General features: G+C 73.7%; 14 protein-coding genes. All 14 read right to left on the bottom strand.

What is annotated here, in order from left to right:
• Positions 1-77: 77 nt before the first annotated feature.
• The 14 genes from C3V38_RS12225 to C3V38_RS12160 all read right to left on the bottom strand — a co-directional run bounded on the left by C3V38_RS12225 (position 78) and on the right by C3V38_RS12160 (position 16,282).
• A complete protein-coding gene (locus C3V38_RS12225; RefSeq protein ID WP_106386476.1) occupies positions 78-1,013 on the bottom strand; it encodes a DivIVA domain-containing protein in 936 nt (311 codons plus the stop codon).
• A gap of 177 nt (positions 1,014-1,190) precedes the next feature.
• Complete coding sequence (locus tag C3V38_RS12220; protein WP_061228934.1) at positions 1,191-1,478, bottom strand: YggT family protein; 288 nt, start codon at positions 1,476-1,478, stop codon at positions 1,191-1,193.
• A 70-nt stretch (positions 1,479-1,548) separates the two neighbouring features.
• Positions 1,549-2,241: a cell division protein SepF gene (locus C3V38_RS12215; protein WP_106385864.1), complete on the bottom strand. Its 693-nt coding sequence runs from the start codon at positions 2,239-2,241 to the stop codon at positions 1,549-1,551.
• Between the two features lie 77 nt (positions 2,242-2,318).
• Positions 2,319-3,047: a YggS family pyridoxal phosphate-dependent enzyme gene (locus C3V38_RS12210; RefSeq protein ID WP_106385863.1), complete on the bottom strand. Its 729-nt coding sequence runs from the start codon at positions 3,045-3,047 to the stop codon at positions 2,319-2,321.
• Between the two features lie 47 nt (positions 3,048-3,094).
• Positions 3,095-3,817, bottom strand: coding sequence for a peptidoglycan editing factor PgeF (pgeF, locus tag C3V38_RS12205; protein ID WP_165001109.1), 723 nt, complete (start codon positions 3,815-3,817; stop codon positions 3,095-3,097).
• Between the two features lie 11 nt (positions 3,818-3,828).
• Entirely contained in the window at positions 3,829-5,043 is a 1,215-nt protein-coding gene (gene ftsZ, locus C3V38_RS12200) for a cell division protein FtsZ (RefSeq protein ID WP_106385861.1), read from the bottom strand.
• 245 nt (positions 5,044-5,288) lie between these two features.
• Positions 5,289-6,206: a cell division protein FtsQ/DivIB gene (locus C3V38_RS12195; RefSeq protein WP_106385860.1), complete on the bottom strand. Its 918-nt coding sequence runs from the start codon at positions 6,204-6,206 to the stop codon at positions 5,289-5,291.
• Positions 6,207-6,219: 13 nt separating this feature from the next.
• Positions 6,220-7,626 carry a UDP-N-acetylmuramate--L-alanine ligase gene (murC, locus tag C3V38_RS12190; protein WP_217354171.1) on the bottom strand — a complete coding sequence of 469 codons (1,407 nt, stop codon included), beginning with the start codon at positions 7,624-7,626 and terminating at the stop codon, positions 6,220-6,222.
• A gap of 53 nt (positions 7,627-7,679) precedes the next feature.
• Positions 7,680-8,822: a glycosyltransferase gene (locus C3V38_RS12185; protein WP_106385858.1), complete on the bottom strand. Its 1,143-nt coding sequence runs from the start codon at positions 8,820-8,822 to the stop codon at positions 7,680-7,682.
• Positions 8,819-10,519 (bottom strand): putative lipid II flippase FtsW, encoded by a 1,701-nt coding sequence (ftsW, locus tag C3V38_RS12180; RefSeq protein ID WP_106385857.1) that lies wholly within the window; start codon positions 10,517-10,519, stop codon positions 8,819-8,821. Before ftsW ends, C3V38_RS12185 begins: the two co-directional genes overlap by 4 nt.
• Before the next feature lie 5 nt (positions 10,520-10,524).
• Positions 10,525-12,111 carry a UDP-N-acetylmuramoyl-L-alanine--D-glutamate ligase gene (murD, locus tag C3V38_RS12175; protein ID WP_106385856.1) on the bottom strand — a complete coding sequence of 529 codons (1,587 nt, stop codon included), beginning with the start codon at positions 12,109-12,111 and terminating at the stop codon, positions 10,525-10,527.
• Between the two features lie 14 nt (positions 12,112-12,125).
• A complete protein-coding gene (mraY, locus tag C3V38_RS12170) occupies positions 12,126-13,220 on the bottom strand; it encodes a phospho-N-acetylmuramoyl-pentapeptide-transferase (RefSeq protein WP_106385855.1) in 1,095 nt (364 codons plus the stop codon).
• A 3-nt stretch (positions 13,221-13,223) separates the two neighbouring features.
• Positions 13,224-14,726 carry a UDP-N-acetylmuramoyl-tripeptide--D-alanyl-D-alanine ligase gene (gene murF, locus C3V38_RS12165; RefSeq protein WP_106385854.1) on the bottom strand — a complete coding sequence of 501 codons (1,503 nt, stop codon included), beginning with the start codon at positions 14,724-14,726 and terminating at the stop codon, positions 13,224-13,226.
• A complete protein-coding gene (locus C3V38_RS12160; RefSeq protein WP_106385853.1) occupies positions 14,723-16,282 on the bottom strand; it encodes a UDP-N-acetylmuramoyl-L-alanyl-D-glutamate--2,6-diaminopimelate ligase in 1,560 nt (519 codons plus the stop codon). The genes murF and C3V38_RS12160 overlap by 4 nt, the downstream gene beginning before the upstream one ends.
• Between the last annotated feature and the right edge of the window lie 8 nt (positions 16,283-16,290).

The following is a 16,290-nucleotide window of genomic DNA, read 5'->3' as shown; positions in this document are numbered from 1 at the left end:
ATACGTCGGTCCCCGCACCCCGGGCAGGGGCGGGGACCGTTCACGCCGCGCGGATCGGGCGCGTCACGCGTGAGGGGTCAGTCGGCGCGGTGGCCGCCGTCCTTCTTGGCCGCCTGGTCGGCGGCGCCACCGGCATCGGCGGGGGCCGCCGGGGCGGCGGAGCCGATCTTGCCGAGTTCGGCGAGCTGGTTCTCCAGGTAGCTGGTGAGACGGCTGCGGTAGTCCTTCTCGAACGTCCGCAACTGGTCGATCCGGCTCTCGAGAACGCCACGCTGCTGGTTGATCGTGGCCATGATCTCGGTGTGCTTGCGCTCGGCGTCGGCCTGCAGGGCGTCGGCCTTGGCCTGCGCCTCCTTGACCTGCTGCTCGGACCGGGCCTGGGCATCCTTGACGATGCCGTCGGACTTGCTCTTGGCCTCGGCGAGAAGCTTGTCCGCCTCGCGGCGCGCGTCGCCGACCATCTTCTCGGCCTGCGACTTGGCGTCGTTGACCAGCTTCTCGGACTGCGTCCGGGCGTCGCCGACCAGCCGGTCCGACTCGCTGCGGGCCTTGGCCATGAGCCCGTCGGACTCCTTCTTGGCCTCGCCGGTCAGGCGGTCCGCCATCTCCTGGGCCATGGCCAGGACGCGGGCGGCGCGCAGGTGCGTCTCGTTGTTGGCGGCGCCGTCGTCCTCGCCCTTGCCGAGCGACGGGGTCGCGGCGGCGGGAGCGGGAGTGGTGGGCGCCGGGGCCGGCGTCGGCGCGGGCGCCGGGGCCTGCGCGGCGGGAGCGGCGGCACCCGATCCACCGCCGGAGGACTTGCCGGCCTCGTCAGCGGCCTTGCGCGCCTTCTCGAGGTCGCGGGTCAGCTCCTCGACCCGCTGCCGGAGGTCCTCGTTGTCCGAGACGAGTTCCGCGAGCTCCGTCTCGACCAGGTCCAGGAACTGGTCGACTTCGTCCTCGTTGTAGCCACGCTTGCCGATCGGTGGCTTGGAGAACGCGACGTTGTGCACATCGGCTGGTGTCAACGGCATGGGATACCCCTCGTGGTCGTCTCGGGTGCCGGTCCGGCGTTCACGCACCGGACCCACGACTTCATTTTTACCTTAACTGTGGCCAATCTAGTCACAACCGGCCCGCGCGTCACCAGCGGCCGTGGTCCGGGTCGGTGAACCGGGGCCGCTCTGCCGGCCGCAGCGCGGCCCCATCGCTCAGATGAAGGCCAGGATGACGACCCGCAGCACCATGAGGATGATGAACAGGACCAGGACGGACAGGTCCAGGGAGACCTGGCCGAGACGGACCGGCTTGATGACCTTGCGCAACGCCTTGACCGGCGGGTCCGTGATGGTGAACAGCCACTCCAGCACCACCGCGAGGACACCCTTCGGCGTCCAGCTACGGGAGAACGAGGCGATCATCTCCACCACGATCCGGCCCAGGAGCAGGAACCAGAAGACCTCGACCAGGTAATAGAGGATCAGCAGAATCAACGTCACGCTTCAACTCTACTTCCCCGGGCCACCGCGGTGCCCGAGGGCACCCGGTCCCCGCCGACGGGCGGACCGGTCAGCGGCGAAAGGCGCCGTTGACGGCGTCGCGGACCTCGGCCTCGGTGAGGTCCATGCCGGCGGGCTGCAGGAGGAACGTGCGCTCGCGGTCGGCGACCTTCTCCATGCGGCCGTCGAGGCCGAATACGAGGCCGGCGGCGAAGTCGACCATGCGGCGGGCGTCTCCGGAGGCCATCGTGGACAGGTCCAGGACGACCGCGCGTCCGGCGCGAAAGTGTTCGCCGAGACTCTTGCCGTCGCCGAAGCCGCGGGGGCGCTCCACGACGGTCTCGGGAACGGTGACGAGCCCGTCCTCGACGAAGTCCTCCTCCGGCGCGAGGGCGACGGCGCCGCGGGTGGCGGGCACACCGCGGAGGTTGGCGCGCGCGCCGGCTTCGGCGGCGTGGTAGCGGCGGGGGCGCGGGGTCGGCTCCTCGACGGGCGCACGGCGGGCGGCGCCGCGCTCGTCGACGGGGTCGAGGTCGGCGACGCGGGAGCGGGGCGCGGGCTCGTCGAGGTAGCGGTCGGCGGCGTAGCCGTAGTCGTCCCGGCGGTCGCGGGCGACCGGACCGAGGTCGTCCGTGTCGTGCATTCCGCGACCGACGCGCGCGTCGTGGTGGACGGGGCGGTCGTAGTCGTCCAGGTACTCGTCCTCGTACGCCGCGACGGGCGCCATTCCGAAGTACTCCTTGAACCGGGCGATTGCGCTCATCTTCCGGGACCTTCCTGGTAACGGGGTCGTCGCGGGCGTGTGTTCTTCGCGGGCGGGTGTCCCCGCGAGGCTGGATCTCAAACTACTGGTCGGGGGCCGAGGATCGCCGTTCCGACACGCACGCAGGTGGAACCTGCCGCGATCGCCTCCTCGATGTCCCCGGACATGCCCGCGGAGAACTCGACGGCGTCGGGGTGCCGGCGCCGCAGGTCGGCGGCGACGTCGGCGGCGTCGGCGAAGTGGGCGGCGGGATCGCCGGAGAGCGGGGGCACCACCATGAGGCCGGCCAGACGGAGGTGCCCGAGTCCGGCGACGTGATCGGCGAGGGCCGGCAGGTCCTCGCGGGTGACCCCACCGCGCGAGGTGTCGCCGTCGAGGCTCAGCTGGAGCAGGACGGGCAGGGGCGTGACGCCGTCGCGCTCGTCGGCGGCGCGGGCGCGGCCGCGCTCGAGCCCGTTCGCGACCTTCACGGAGTCCACCGAGTGGACCCGGTCGGCCCACCCGGCCACGGCGGCGGCCTTGTTGGACTGGATGTGCCCGACCATGTTCCACCGCACGGACGCCGCAAGCTCGGCGTCGGCGGCGGTCAGGTCGTCGACCTTGGCCGCCGCCTCCTGCACCCGGTTCTCGCCGACGTCGCGCACCCCGAGGCGGGCGAGGTGGACGACGTCGGTGACGGGATGGAACTTGGTGACGACGACGAGGTCGACCTCGTCGGTCCGGCCTGCCGCCGCCCGCGCCGCGTCCATGCGTTCGCGGGTCTCGGCCAGCCGCGCGGCGAGTTCTGTGGCCCTGGTGTCGGTCATGTCCGCCCTTTCGTCTCCCGGTCCGGCGGGTCGGCCGGCCCGGCCTGCTACACCTGCCGCCAGATCACGCTGGCCTGGCGCCCGGTCCGCCCCTGTCGACGATAGGAGAACAGGGACTGCTCGGCGATCGTGCAGCGGGGGTCGGAGTCGACGCGCGTCACGCCCAGCCCGGCGAGCTGGCGGGTGATGCCCTTGCGCAGGTCGACGCCCGCCGTTCCGGCGACGGTCCGGGTGCGACTGCCGGGCAGAGCCGCCTCGACCTCGTCGGCCAGGTCGTCGGGCAGCTCGTAGTGCTCCCCGGCCGCCGCCGGGCCGAGGAGCACCGTTATCCGCTCCGGACGCGCCCCGAGCGAGGTCATGGCGCCGATGAGGTCGGGGACGATCCCGCCGACCGCGCCGACGCGTCCGGCGTGCACGGCCCCGATCACGCCGGCCTGCTCGTCCGCGGCGAGCACCGGGACACAGTCGGCGGTGAGCACCGCCAGCGCGAGGCCGGGCCGGTCGGTCACGAGTCCGTCCGTGGCGGGGACGGGCCCGCCGGTCGGCCTGGTGACGCGGGCGATCCGGGTGCCGTGGACCTGGTCCATCCACACGATGTCGGTCGCGGGCAGGCCGAGTCGGCGGGCCAGCCGCGCGCGGTTGGCGGCCACGGCGGCGGGGGCGTCACCGACGTGGTCGCCGAGGTTGAACGAGTCGAAGTCTCCGGTCGACGCGCCACCGCGGCGGTCGGTGACCACCCGGCGGACGCGCCCCGTCCCGTTGGGCGTCACGGTGCGCCGTGTCAGTGCCGCATGAAGGGCGGGACGTCGATGTCGTCGTCCTCGTCGCGGCGACGGGCCGACGACGAGGACGAGGACGTGCCCGCCGAGCTCGCGGACGACCCGCCGGAGCCCGGGTAGGCCGACTCCTCGCGACCGCGACCGCCGAGGGGCGTCGATCCGAGCTCCGAGGCACCGCCGGTGTCGCCGGAGGCGCCGGGGACCGACTCGTCGTCGTCGAGGTGGTGGCGACCGCGCCGCGGCTGGGCCGCGCCGGCGGCGACCGGCCGGGACCCGCCCTCGAACCCGGCGGCGATGACGGTCACGCGGACCTCGTCGCCGAGGGAGTCGTCGACGACCGTGCCGAAGATGATGTTGGCGTCGGGGTGCGCCTCCTCCTGCACGAGGGAGGCGGCCTCGTTGATCTCGAACAGGCCCAGGTCGCTGCCACCGGCGATGGACATGAGCACGCCCTTGGCGCCCTCCATCGTGGTCTCGAGCAACGGCGAGTTGATGGCGGCCTCGGCGGCCTTGAACGCGCGGCCCTCCCCGCGGGAGGAGCCGATGCCCATGAGCGCGCTGCCGGCGCCGGACATGACGCCCTTGACGTCGGCGAAGTCGACGTTGATGACGCCGGGCGTGGTGATGAGGTCGGTGATGCCCTGGACGCCGTTGAGCAGCACCTCGTCGGCGGTCTTGAACGCCTCCATCATCGACACCCCCGCGTCGCCCAGCTGCAGGAGGCGGTCGTTGGGGATCACGATGAGCGTGTCGCAGGCCTCGCGCAGCGCGTCGATTCCGGCGTCGGCCTGGCCGCCGCGGCGCTTGCCCTCGAAGGAGAACGGGCGCGTGACCACGCCGACGGTGAGGGCGCCGAGCTTGCGGGCGATGGCCGCCACGACGGGCGCGCCGCCGGTGCCGGTGCCGCCGCCCTCGCCGGCGGTGACGAAGACCATGTCGGCGCCCTTGAGCACCTCCTCGATCTCATCCTTGTGGTCCTCGGCGGCCTTACGGCCCACCTCGGGGTCGGCGCCCGCGCCGAGTCCCCGGGTGAGCTCGCGACCCACGTCGAGCTTGACGTCGGCGTCGGACATGAGGAGGGCCTGCGCGTCGGTGTTCACGGCGATGAACTCGACGCCCTTGAGTCCCTCGTCGATCATCCGGTTGACCGCGTTCACGCCGCCTCCGCCGATGCCGACGACCTTGATGACTGCGAGGTAGTTGTGGGGTGAGCTCATCGAGGCCCGGCCTTCCTATGGGGGTGTCGTGCTCGGTTGCGTGCTGTCTCGACGAAACGTTCCGTGGACCCTTAAGTCTCACCCTCTAGTTGAGGGTTAAACTTGCTGGTCAGAGGCGGTTTCGGCCGTCGGAACACCACGGTAGGGCTACCGGCCCCGCGCGTCCACGAGGCTCGCGGGCGTGTCGTGTGTACCGGGCCGTCGGCCGTGCCCCACCGGGCCGCGGACGTGACGCCGGCGGCGCTCTAGCGGGACGCCGGCAGAGCCGGGTTGGACACGTTCCAGATCTGTCCCGGCTGCTCGAGCACCATCTGCAACGCCACGGCTTTCTCCCGGTCACGGCCGGCCGCTCCCCACTCGACGATCCGCCCGTCGGCGAGGGTGAGCACGATCGACGCCCGGGTGTCGACCTCCACGGAGGCGATCTCCTGACCGGCCGTTCCCCGCACCTCGGCGAACACCGTCGCCAGGTCGCGGACGACCGCCGGCAACTCGCCGCGGGCGGCCTCTCCCACCGTGAGCACCGGCGTCCCGGGCGGCACCTCCCCCGGACCGAAGTCGATGCCCTGGGCGTCCACGAGATGCTGCTCGCCGTCGACCTCCACCACCACGAGCGCGGTGCGCTCGACGAGCTCGATCCGCAGCCCCGACGGGTAGTCCCTCTTGACCGTCACCTGATCCACCCGCGGGATGCCCGCCACACGCCGGGCGACCGCGTGGGTGTCGACCTGGAGCAGCGGCGTGCCCGGTGCGACGGCCGCGCGCTCGGTGACGACCTCCCCGGGGATCGTCCGGGTGCCCTCGACGCTCACCTCACGGACGGCGAACACCGGCAGGAAGTACAGCGCGATGTAGCCGAGCAGCACCACGACCAACGCGATGCCGAGCCCGGCGTAGATCCGGTTGGTCCGCCGACGGCGGCGCCGTAGGCGCGCGCGCACGGCCGGGTCGGAGTGACGGACCCGCTCATCGGAGCGGCGCAGGTCGGCCGCGGCGCGCCGGCGGTCGGGATCGTCGGTCGGCGGGGTGTCCCACGCCGGCGCCTCGGTGGACGCCTCGGTGGGCGGTGGCCCGGGGTCGGGCCCCGGTCGCTCCGCGGCGGGGTCGACGTCCGGCGCACCGGGGACGTCGTGCTCCTCGGGGAGGTCGGGCTCGTTGGTCACCGCGCGGCCCTCCTCACGGTTCCCCGCCGGTAACGATCCGCGGGCCGAGAGTGGTGATGTCGCCGGCGCCGAGGGTGAACACGACGTCGCCGGGCCGCAGGATCCCGGTGACCGTCGTCAGCGCGCTGTCGAGGTCGGGCACGTGGTGGACGGCCGCGGTGACGTTCCGGGCGATCAACCCGCCGTCGACGCCGGGTTCGGGTCGCTCGCGCGCGCCGTAGACGTCGAGGACCACCACCTCGTCGGCGAGCGACAGTGCGCGGCCGAACTCCTCGGCGAAGATCCTGGTGCGCGAGTACAGGTGGGGCTGGAAGACGGCGACGAGCCGCCCCCCGTCCGCCTCGACGATCTCCCGCGCGGCGCCGAGCACCGCGGCGACCTCCGTGGGGTGGTGGGCGTAGTCGTCGTAGACGCGCGCCCGCCCGTCGCCGACCACGGCCTCGCCCTTGGGCTCGAAGCGTCGTCCGACGCCGCCGAACCCGGACAGGCCGGCGAGGAACCCGTCCGCGTCGAAGCCGCCCGACCCGGCCACCTCGCGGGCGGCGAGCAGGGCGGCGAGGGCGTTGAGCGCCATGTGCTCGCCCGGGGTGCCCACGTGCAGTTCGCCGTGCGACCCGCCATCGAGGGTGAGCCGGGCCCGCGTGCCGTCGGAGTCGACGGTGATCCCCGCGAGCTCCCCCGCCACCGGCAGGTCGGTCGTCGGACCGTCGACGGTGCGGTACCCCACCACGCGGACGCCCGCGGCCGCGGCCCGGCGCGCGCGCTCGGCCGCGCCCTCGTCATCGACGCACACCACGAGCGCGCCGGTGTCGGGGATGCGGGCGAGGAAGGTGTCGAAGACCTCGTAGTACGCCTCGGCGGTGCCGAAGTGGTCGAGGTGGTCGGGTTCGGCGTTGGTGAGGATCACGACGTCGGGCTCGTAGTGCACGAGGGACCCGTCGGACTCGTCGGCCTCGGCCACGAACACGGGGTCGGCGCCGCCGCGCGCGTTGGTCCCGAACTGCAGGACGGTGCCGCCCACCGCGAAGGACGGGTCGGACCCGGCGGAGAGCATGCCCGCGATGAGCATCGAGGTGGTGGAGGTCTTGCCGTGGGTACCGCACACCATGATCGAGCGGCCCGCCCGGGCGAGGTGCCCGAGCACCTGCGACCTGGTGACGACCGGGATGCCCGCGGCCCGCGCCGCGACGAGTTCTGGGTTGTCGGCGGGGATCGCCGCCTTGGACACCACGACGATCTGCGGGGGCGAGCCGAGGGCCTCGAGGGCGTCGGCGTGGTGGCCGACGCGCACGACGGCGCCGCGGTCGGCCAGCGCGCGCAGGTCGGCCGAGTCGCGGGCGTCGCTGCCGGAGACCGCCACGCCGTGGTCGAGCAGGATCCGCGCGACGCCGGACATGCCCGCGCCGCCGATACCGATCATGTGGACGCGCTCGAGCGTGGCGGGCACGGAGTCGGTGCCGGGGGTGGTGCTGGTCAACGCGGGGCCTTTCCGGCGGCGTCCAGCGCGATGCGCGCCACGACCTCCGCCGCGTCTCGGGAGCCGCCGCGGACGGCGGCCTCGGACATCATCTGGAGCCGGTCGGGGTCCAGCGCGAGCGGCAGGACCTCCGAGCGGAGGTGGTCGGGCGTGAGGTCGGAGTCCTCCACGAGCAGGGCCGCGCCGCCGGCGACGAGGTCGCGGGCGTTGAGGGCCTGCTCGCCGTTGCCGTGGGGCAGGGGGACGAACACCGCGCGCAGCCCGACGGCGGAGACCTCGGCGACGGTGATGGCACCCGACCGGCACAGGATGAGGTCGGCGGCGGCGTACGCCAGGTCCATGCGGTCGAGGTAGGGCACGGTCACGTAGGGCGCGCCGCCGGCCGGTACGACCGGGGCGTCGTCGAGGTTCTTCGGACCGACCGCGTGCAGGACGCCCACGCCGGCCCGGGAGAACTCCTCGGCGACCGCCGCCATGGCGGTGTTGAGTGACCGCGCGCCCTGGGAGCCGCCCACGACGAGCAGGACGGGCCCGTCGGGGTCCAGCCCGAAGGTCGCGCGGGCCTGCGACCGCAGGGCCGCGCGGTCGAGGGTCGCGACGGCGCGGCGGACGGGGTTGCCCACGACGCGGGCGTCGAGCCCCGACCCGGTGACCGCGGCGAGGGTCGCGACGGCGAACCGCGCGCCGAGCTTGTTGGCGATCCCCGCGCGCGAGTTGGCCTCGTGGACGACGATCGGCACGCGGCGACGCGCGCCCCCGGACGCGGGTCGCAGCGGCGCCGCCGCGGCCAGGTACACGGGCACGCACGCGTACCCGCCGAAGCCCACGACGACGTCCGCGTCCGTGCGTCGCAACACCTCGCGTGCCCCGCGCACGGCCCGGACGAGACGCCCGGGCAGGCGGAACAGGTCGCCGCCGACACTGCGCGGCAGCGGGACCGGATCGACCAGTTCGAGTGGCACGCCCCGCTTGGGGACGAGGTCGGTCTCCAGGCCGCGCGGGGTGCCCACGGCCGTGACGCGGGCGGTCGGGTCGAGGGCGGTGACGGCCTCCCCCACCGCGAGCGCGGGCTCGATGTGGCCGGCGGTGCCGCCGCCGACCACGAGGACCGAGGGACCGCCGGCGGATGCCGCGCTCATCGCTCGCGTCCCCGGTGGATGGGGCTGGGCCGGCCGGCGCCGGGGCTCTGGCGGCCCCCTGCGTCGGGGGCCGGGCGGCGCGGCTGGCGGCGCTCGGCCTCGCGTCCGCGGACGGGCCGGGCGGTGCGGCCGGTCATCGCGGTCGCCCCACGCCGACGATCGCGGGCGGCGTCGGCCGGGATCGGCATGGTCTCGTACGCCGGCGGCCGTGGTCCGCCGCGCGGCGGACGCGGCACGGGGGCGGGCTGGGCCGTGCGCCGGGCGCCGGCGGCCCGGTCACGCGGCGCGGGACCGCCGGGGCGGGTCGGCTGGCGGCGGGTGACGGGGTCGCCGTACCGCCGGGCGCCCTCGCTCGAGCGACCGGGCGCCGACGAGGCGGGGACGGGGCGCTCGGGCCGGTAGGGGCGCGGGTCGGGCAGGGAGAACCACCGGTGCCGGCGACGGCTCGGGGAGCTGAGGATCGCGGAGATGGCCTCGGGCTCGTGCCGGGCGCAGTTGGCGAGCAGGCCGAGCGAGGTGAGCGTGACGACGGCGGAGGTACCGCCGTTGGAGATGAGCGGCAGCTGCAGACCGGTCACCGGCAGCAGGCCCACGACGTAGCCGATGTTGATGAACGCCTGCAGGACGATCGTCGCGGAGATGGTGCCGGCGAGCAGGCGGCGGAACGGGTCCACCGAGCGCATGGCGATCCGCATGCCGACCCAGCCGAGGGTGAGGTAGAGCGAGACGACGACCGCGGCGCCGAACCAGCCGAGCTCCTCGCCGATGATGGCGAAGATGAAGTCGTTGGTGGCCTCCGGCAGGTAGAACCACTTGGCGCTGGACTGACCCAGGCCGACGCCGAACAGTCCGCCGTCGGCCAGGGAGAGCATGCCCTGGTACGACTGGTACGCCGCGCCCTGGGGGTTGGAGAAGTCCCCGCGGAACGTGTCGAGGTAGGTCCGGATCCGCTCGAAGCGGTAGGCGAACGCCACCGCGAGGACGCCGAAGACGACGACGCCGACGGCGATCACCCACGCGAAGTGCCGCGCCGGGTAGCCGGAGAACCACAGGATGCACAGGAACGCGATGGTCACCGCGGTCGCCATGCCCAGGTCGGGGGCGACGACGACGAGCACCGCCACGATGAGGTACCCGACGACCGCCGGGAAGAGCAGGTCCAGCCAGTAGCCCGTCCGCACACGCTTGGCGACCACGGACGACGCCCAGATGATGAGGGCGAACTTGGCGATCTCGGCGGGCTGGATCGAGAAGATGCCGAGGTCGATCCAGCCACGGGAGCCGTTGACCTCGGAGCCGATGCCGGGGATCAGCACCGCGACGAGCAGACCGATGGACACGAGCAGCAGCGGGAACGCCGCGGCGCGCAGCAGCTCGATGCGCAGGCGCAGGGCCAGGACGAAGCCCATCCAGCCGATGAGCACGAACATCGCCTGGCGCAGGAAGATGTCGAACGGCGTGCCACCGCCGGAGAAGGCCAGCACGTTGGAACTGGACAGCACCATGCCCAGTCCGATGACCGTGAGCAGGGCCGTGACCACCATGACCACGTGGTACGACGTCAGGGGCGCCCGGTTGATCGCGGCCAGTGGCGCGGCGATACGCCCGAGCAGGTCGGGCCGATCGGCCCGGTCCGGGCCGTCCGCCCGCTCGTGAGGTGCGTTGTCTCGCGGTGCCGCCTTGTCTCGCAGTGCCATAGCCCCTACCTCCCGGCCACGCGGCCCACGGCGAGGACGAAGCTGCGCCCCCGGTGGCCGTAGTCGGTGAACATGTCCATCGACGCGGCAGCCGGGGCGAGCAACACGGTGTCGCCTCCGGTGGCCATCCGCGCGGCCTCGGCGACCGCGCGGTCCATCGTCTGCTGCGGCTCGTCGGGACCCGCAGCGTCGTCATCGTCTCCCGAGGCCAGCTCCACCACGGGCACCGTCGGCGCGTGTCGGGCCAATGCCCCGGCGATCCGCCCGCGGTCGCGGCCGATGAGGACCACTCCGCGCAGGACATCGGCGACCTCGGCGACCAGCGGCTCGACGTCGGCGCCCTTGAGCAGTCCGCCGGCGATCCACACCATCGGTCCGCCCGCCAGCAGCGAGGTGCGGGCGGCGTGCGGATTGGTGGCCTTGGAGTCGTCGATGTAGGTGATCCCGTCGATGGTCGCCACCGGCTCGGCGCGATGGGCGCCCACCGTGAACGAACGCAGGGCCGCGGCGACGTGCTCGGCCCGCGCGCCCACGGACATGGCCACGGCCGAGGCGGCGAGTGCGTCGAGGACGCCCGCGGGCCCGGCCGGGCGCACGTCCGCGGCCGGCAGCAGCGCCACCTCGTCGTCGTCATACTCGTCGCCACCGTCGCCGCCGTCGCCCGGACCGACGCCCCCGGCGCCGACCCGCGCGGTGAGCACGCCGTCGACCACGCCGTACTCCCCCGCGGCGGGCGCGCCGATGCGCACCCCGATACGCGTCGCGGCGGGCGCGTCGGCGAGCAGGCGCGCGGCGATCTCGTCGTCGGCACCGGCCACGGCCACCCGGCCGGTCAGGACCTGCGCCTTGGCCGCGGCGTAGGCCTCCATGGACCCGTGCCAGTCGAGGTGGTCCTCGGCGACGTTGAGCACCACGCCCACGTCCGGTCGGCAGCTCGGCGCCCAGTGCAGCTGGAAGCTCGACAGCTCGGCCGCGAGCACCTCCACGCGTGGCTCAGTCAGCAGCACGTCGGTCACCGGCAGGCCGATGTTCCCGCACGCTCGCGCCGCCATGCCCGCCTCGAGACAGATGGCCTCGAGCATCGAGGTGGTGGTGGTCTTGCCGTTGGTACCGGTCACCGCGAGCCACGTGCGGCGGGGGCCGAACAGCTCGGCGGCGTCGGCGCGCCACGCCAGCTCCACGTCGCCCCACACGCAGATCCCGGCGTCCGCAGCGGCGACCAGCAGGGGCGAGTCCGGGCGCCACCCCGGGCTGGTCACGACCAGGTCGATACCGATCCGGTCACCCCCGCCGGCCCCGGCGGCCCCGCCGGCCTGGCCGACCGGCCCGCGCGGAGCGGCCAGCAGCTCGGCGGCGCGGTCGAGGTCGACGCCCTCGCACGCGACACCGTCCGGCAGCGCCTCCCGCAGGCGTGCGATCGCCTCGGGTCGCGAGTCGGCGACCACTGGTTCGGCGCCCAGCGCGTCGAGGATGCGTACAGCGCCCGGCCCGGATACGCCCGCGCCCAGGACGAGCACGCGCGTGCCGGCGAGCTCGCGCACGTCGAGGTCCCGCCCGGCGGCCGCGCCGGCTGTCGGGGTCGTCTCCGTCATCCCGCTCCTCCCGCTCATCCCACCGAGCTCGCGAGCCAGTCGCCGTAGAACAGCGCGATCGCCAGGCCACACGAGATGGCCACCAGCAGCCAGAACCGGATCGTCACCGTCGTCTCGGCCCACCCGCCGTTCTCGAAGTGGTGGTGGATGGGCGTCATGCGGAACGGTCGTCGGCCGGTGGTGCGGAACGCGGCGACCTGGATGAGGACGGAGACGAACTCGATGACGAACACCGCGCCCACGACGACCATGAGCAGCTCGGTCCGCGACACGACGGACACGCCCGCGACGATGCCGCCGAGGAACATCGAGCCGGTGTCGCCCATGAAAATCTTGGCCGGCGCGGCGTTCCACCACAGAAAGCCCAGGCACGCGCCGAGCGCTGCCGAACACACCACGGCGATGTCCAGGGGATCGCGGACCTGGTAGCAGCCCGACAGGTTGACGCCCTCGGCGGTGGAGAAGCAGGAGTAGCGGAACTGCCAGAAGCTGAACACGACGTAGGTGCCCATGACCATGGCCATGGAGCCGGCGGCGAGGCCGTCGAGGCCGTCGGTGAAGTTGACCGCGTTGGACCAGCCGTAGACGAGGATCACGATGAAGACGAGGAAGACGACGACGGGAAAGGTCACGGCCACGAAGTCCCGCACGTAGCTCAGCGACCGGCTGGCCGGGGTGAGCCCGTCCGAGTTGCGGAACTGGAGGACGAGGATGCCGAACGCCAGCGCCGCGAGGACCTGCCCGACCGTCTTCGACAGGATGCCCAGGCCCTTGTTCTGCCGCTTGAACACCTTGAGGCCGTCGTCGATCATGCCGACCACGGCCAGCGCCGTGGCCAGGCCGAGGATGAGCAGTCCGGAGGCGGTGAACCCGCCACCGCCCACGGTGAACTGCCCGATCAGCCCGGCGACGATATAGCCGAGCCACACGGCGGCGAGGATCGCGAGACCGCCCATGTTGGGCGTGCCCCCCTTTCTCATGTGGGACTGCGGGCCCTCGAGCCGGATCTCCTGCCCGTAGCCGTGGCGGCGGAAGTAGATGATGAGCATCGGAGTGAGGAAGATGCTCACGACGAAGCCGACGATGCCGGCGACCATGATCTGGGTCATTGACTACTTCTCCTCACCGCGCGCCGCGAGCACGTGCTCCGCGACACTCCACAGGCCGACGGCCGCCGAGGCCTTGACCAGGACGATGTCGCCCGGCTCGAGCCTCGAGTCCAGGATCTCCACGGCCTCCTCGGCGGTGGCGACGTGCTCCGCCTCGGATCCCCACGACCCCTCCTGGATCGCGCCCTGGAACATCGCGCGCTGGGGCCTGCCCAGCCCCACGACCACCAGCTGGGACACGTCCAGCCGGACGAGGAAGCGTCCGATGAGGTCGTGCTCGATCACCGCGTCCTCGCCGAGCTCCGCCATCTCCCCCAGCACGGCCCACGTCCGGCGCGGCCGGCCGCCGCCCGACCGGGCCATGACGGCCAGGGACTTCAGCGCCGCCCGCATCGAATCGGGGTTGGCGTTGTAGGAGTCGTTGATGACGGTGATCCCGTCGGCCGTGACGCGCACGTCCATCCGCCGCTCGGACGCGGCCTCGGCGGTACCCAGCGCCGCCGCGATCCGCTCGACCTCCATCCAGCACGCGAGACCCACCGCGGCCGCCGACAGGGCGTTGCCCACCTGGTGCTCGCCGTGCACGCGAAGCGCGACCTCCGCCTCACCCCGCGGGGTGACCAGCGTGAACGAGGCGCGCACCTCGTCGTCGAGCCTCACCCCCTCCGCACGGACGTCCGCGGACCCGCCCAGCCCCACCGTCACGACCTCGGCGGAGGTACGGCCGGCCATGGCGGCGACACGGTCGTCGTCGGCGTTGAGGACGGCGACCCCGCCGTGCGCGGCGTCCGGCAGCGCCTCGACGAGCTCGCCCTTGGTGGCGGCGATGACCTCGCGCGAGCCGAACTCGCCCAGGTGCGCGGTACCGACGTTGAGGACCACCCCGACGCGCGGGGGCGCGAGGGCCGCGAGCTCGCGGATGTTGCCGGGCGCGCGGGCGCTGAGTTCGAGGACGAGGAAATCGGTGTCCTCGTCGGCGCGCAGCGCGGTCCACGGGTGGCCGATCTCGTTGTTGAACGAGCCCGGGGGCGCGACGACCGTACCGGCCGCCGACAGCACGGCGCCGATGAGGTCCTTGGTGCTGGTCTTGCCCGACGACCCGGTGACCCCCACGACGACGAGCCCGTGGTCGGCGACCAGCCGGTCGACGCTGGCGCGCGCGAGGGCGCCGAGCGCGGTGAGCACGGCGGCGCCGGAGCCGTCGGTGTCGGCGGCCAGCGCCATGGCGTTGGTCTCGCGACGGTCGACCGCGGGCACGACGATCTGCGCACCGTCCACGCCGTCGACCTCGTGCGCGACGAGCGCACCGGCCGCACCCGCGTCGAGCGCGCGGGCGACGAAGTCGTGGCCGTCGACGCGTTCGCCGGGCAGGGCGAGGAACAGCCCGCCCGGGGTGAGGCGGCGGGAGTCGAACTCCACGGTGCCGGTCACGGCCGTCGACGGGTCACCACCGACCAACCGACCGCCGACTATCCCCGCGATCTCGCCGAGGGTGAGGTCGATCATGGTGTGCTGTCCTCCGTCTCGCCCGTGGGGGCGCGGTATCCGAGTCGTCTGACGAGTTCTTCCGCGGCCCTGGCCCGGTCGTCGAACGGGTGCACGACGCCGGCGACCTCCTGACCGGTCTCGTGTCCCTTCCCGGCGATCACGACGACGTCGCCGGCGCGGGCCCAGTCGATCGCGGTGGCGATCGCGGCGCCGCGGTCGCCGACCTCCTCGACGCGGGTGTCGGGCCCGGCGGCCTGTTCGGCCCCCGCGCGGACGGCGGCGCGGATGGCGGCGGGGTCCTCGCTGCGGGGGTTGTCGTCGGTCACCACCACGAGGTCGGCGATCTCGGCCGCGGCGGCGCCCATCTTGGGCCGCTTGCCCGGGTCGCGGTCGCCTCCGGCGCCGAGGACCACGGCCACGCGCCCCTCGGTCTGCGCGCGGACCGAACGCAGGACCGCGGCGACCGCACCGGGCTTGTGGGCGTAGTCCACGAGGACGCGGAAGTCCTGACCGCGCACGACCGGCTCGAGACGGCCGGGCACCCGCACCCGCATGAGCCCGCCCGCGGCGGCGGCGACGTCCCCACCCAGGGCGTCGACGATCGCCAGCGCCACGAGGGCGTTGGCCACGTTAAACCGGCCCATCAGCGGGAGCTCGACGTCCACGGTCAACCCGCGGGGCCCGTGGACGGTGAACTCCTGGGTGTCGCGGTCCGTCGGGGTTGACTCGCCGGCCGTCCAGTCGGCGTCGGCGTCGGGATCGGCGGAGACGGTCACCGCGTCCGGGCGCATCCCCACCAGGCGCCGGCCCCACTCGTCGTCGATGACGACGACCGCCCGCTCGGCCGGCCACACCGCCGAGCCGGGGTCCGCCTCGACGTCGAACAGCCGCGCCTTGGCGCGGAAGTAGTCGTCCATGCTCGGGTGGAAGTCGAGGTGGTCCTGTGACAGGTTGAGGAACGCACCCACGGCGAACCGGACGCCGTCCACCCGGCCGAGCCGCAGGGCGTGGCTGGACACCTCGGCCGCGACGGCGCGGGCGCCCTCGGCCCGCATCCGGGCGAGTAGTGCCTGGAACTCGGGGGCCTCGGGGGTGGTGAGTCGGCTGGGCAGGGCGCGGCCGTCCACGCGGCTACCGGTGGTGCCGATGAGACCGGCCACGTGCCCGCACCTCTCGAGGGCGGCCTCGACGAGGTAGGTGGTGGTGGTCTTGCCGGAGGTGCCGGTGATGCCGACGACGTCGAGGTCGGCGGACGGGTCGCCGGTCACCGCCGCGGACACGGCGCCGAGTACCGCCCGCGGGGCGGGGTGGACGAGGACGGGCAGGCGTCCGGCGACGGCGGACATCAGTTCGACGCCCTCGGGGTCGGTGAGCACCGCGGCCGCGCCCGCCTCGACGGCGGTGGCACCGAAGGAGGCGCCGTGGACCCGGGTACCGGGCAGGGCGGCGAAGAGGATGCCCGGACCGCAGTCCTGGGCCCGGATGGTCGCCCCGGTGAGGTCGACGTCGGCCCCGGACCTGTCGCCGAGGAGCCTGGCCCCCACCGCATCTGCCAGCTGTCGCGCCGTGGTCATCGCCTGTC

The sequence above is a fragment of the Dietzia sp. oral taxon 368 genome (genome assembly GCF_002999155.1).
GTDB classification, from domain to species: Bacteria; Actinomycetota; Actinomycetes; order Mycobacteriales; family Mycobacteriaceae; genus Dietzia; species Dietzia cinnamea.
The sequence above is the reverse complement of the archived record's forward strand: the minus strand, read 5'-3'. Positions and strand labels throughout refer to the sequence as shown.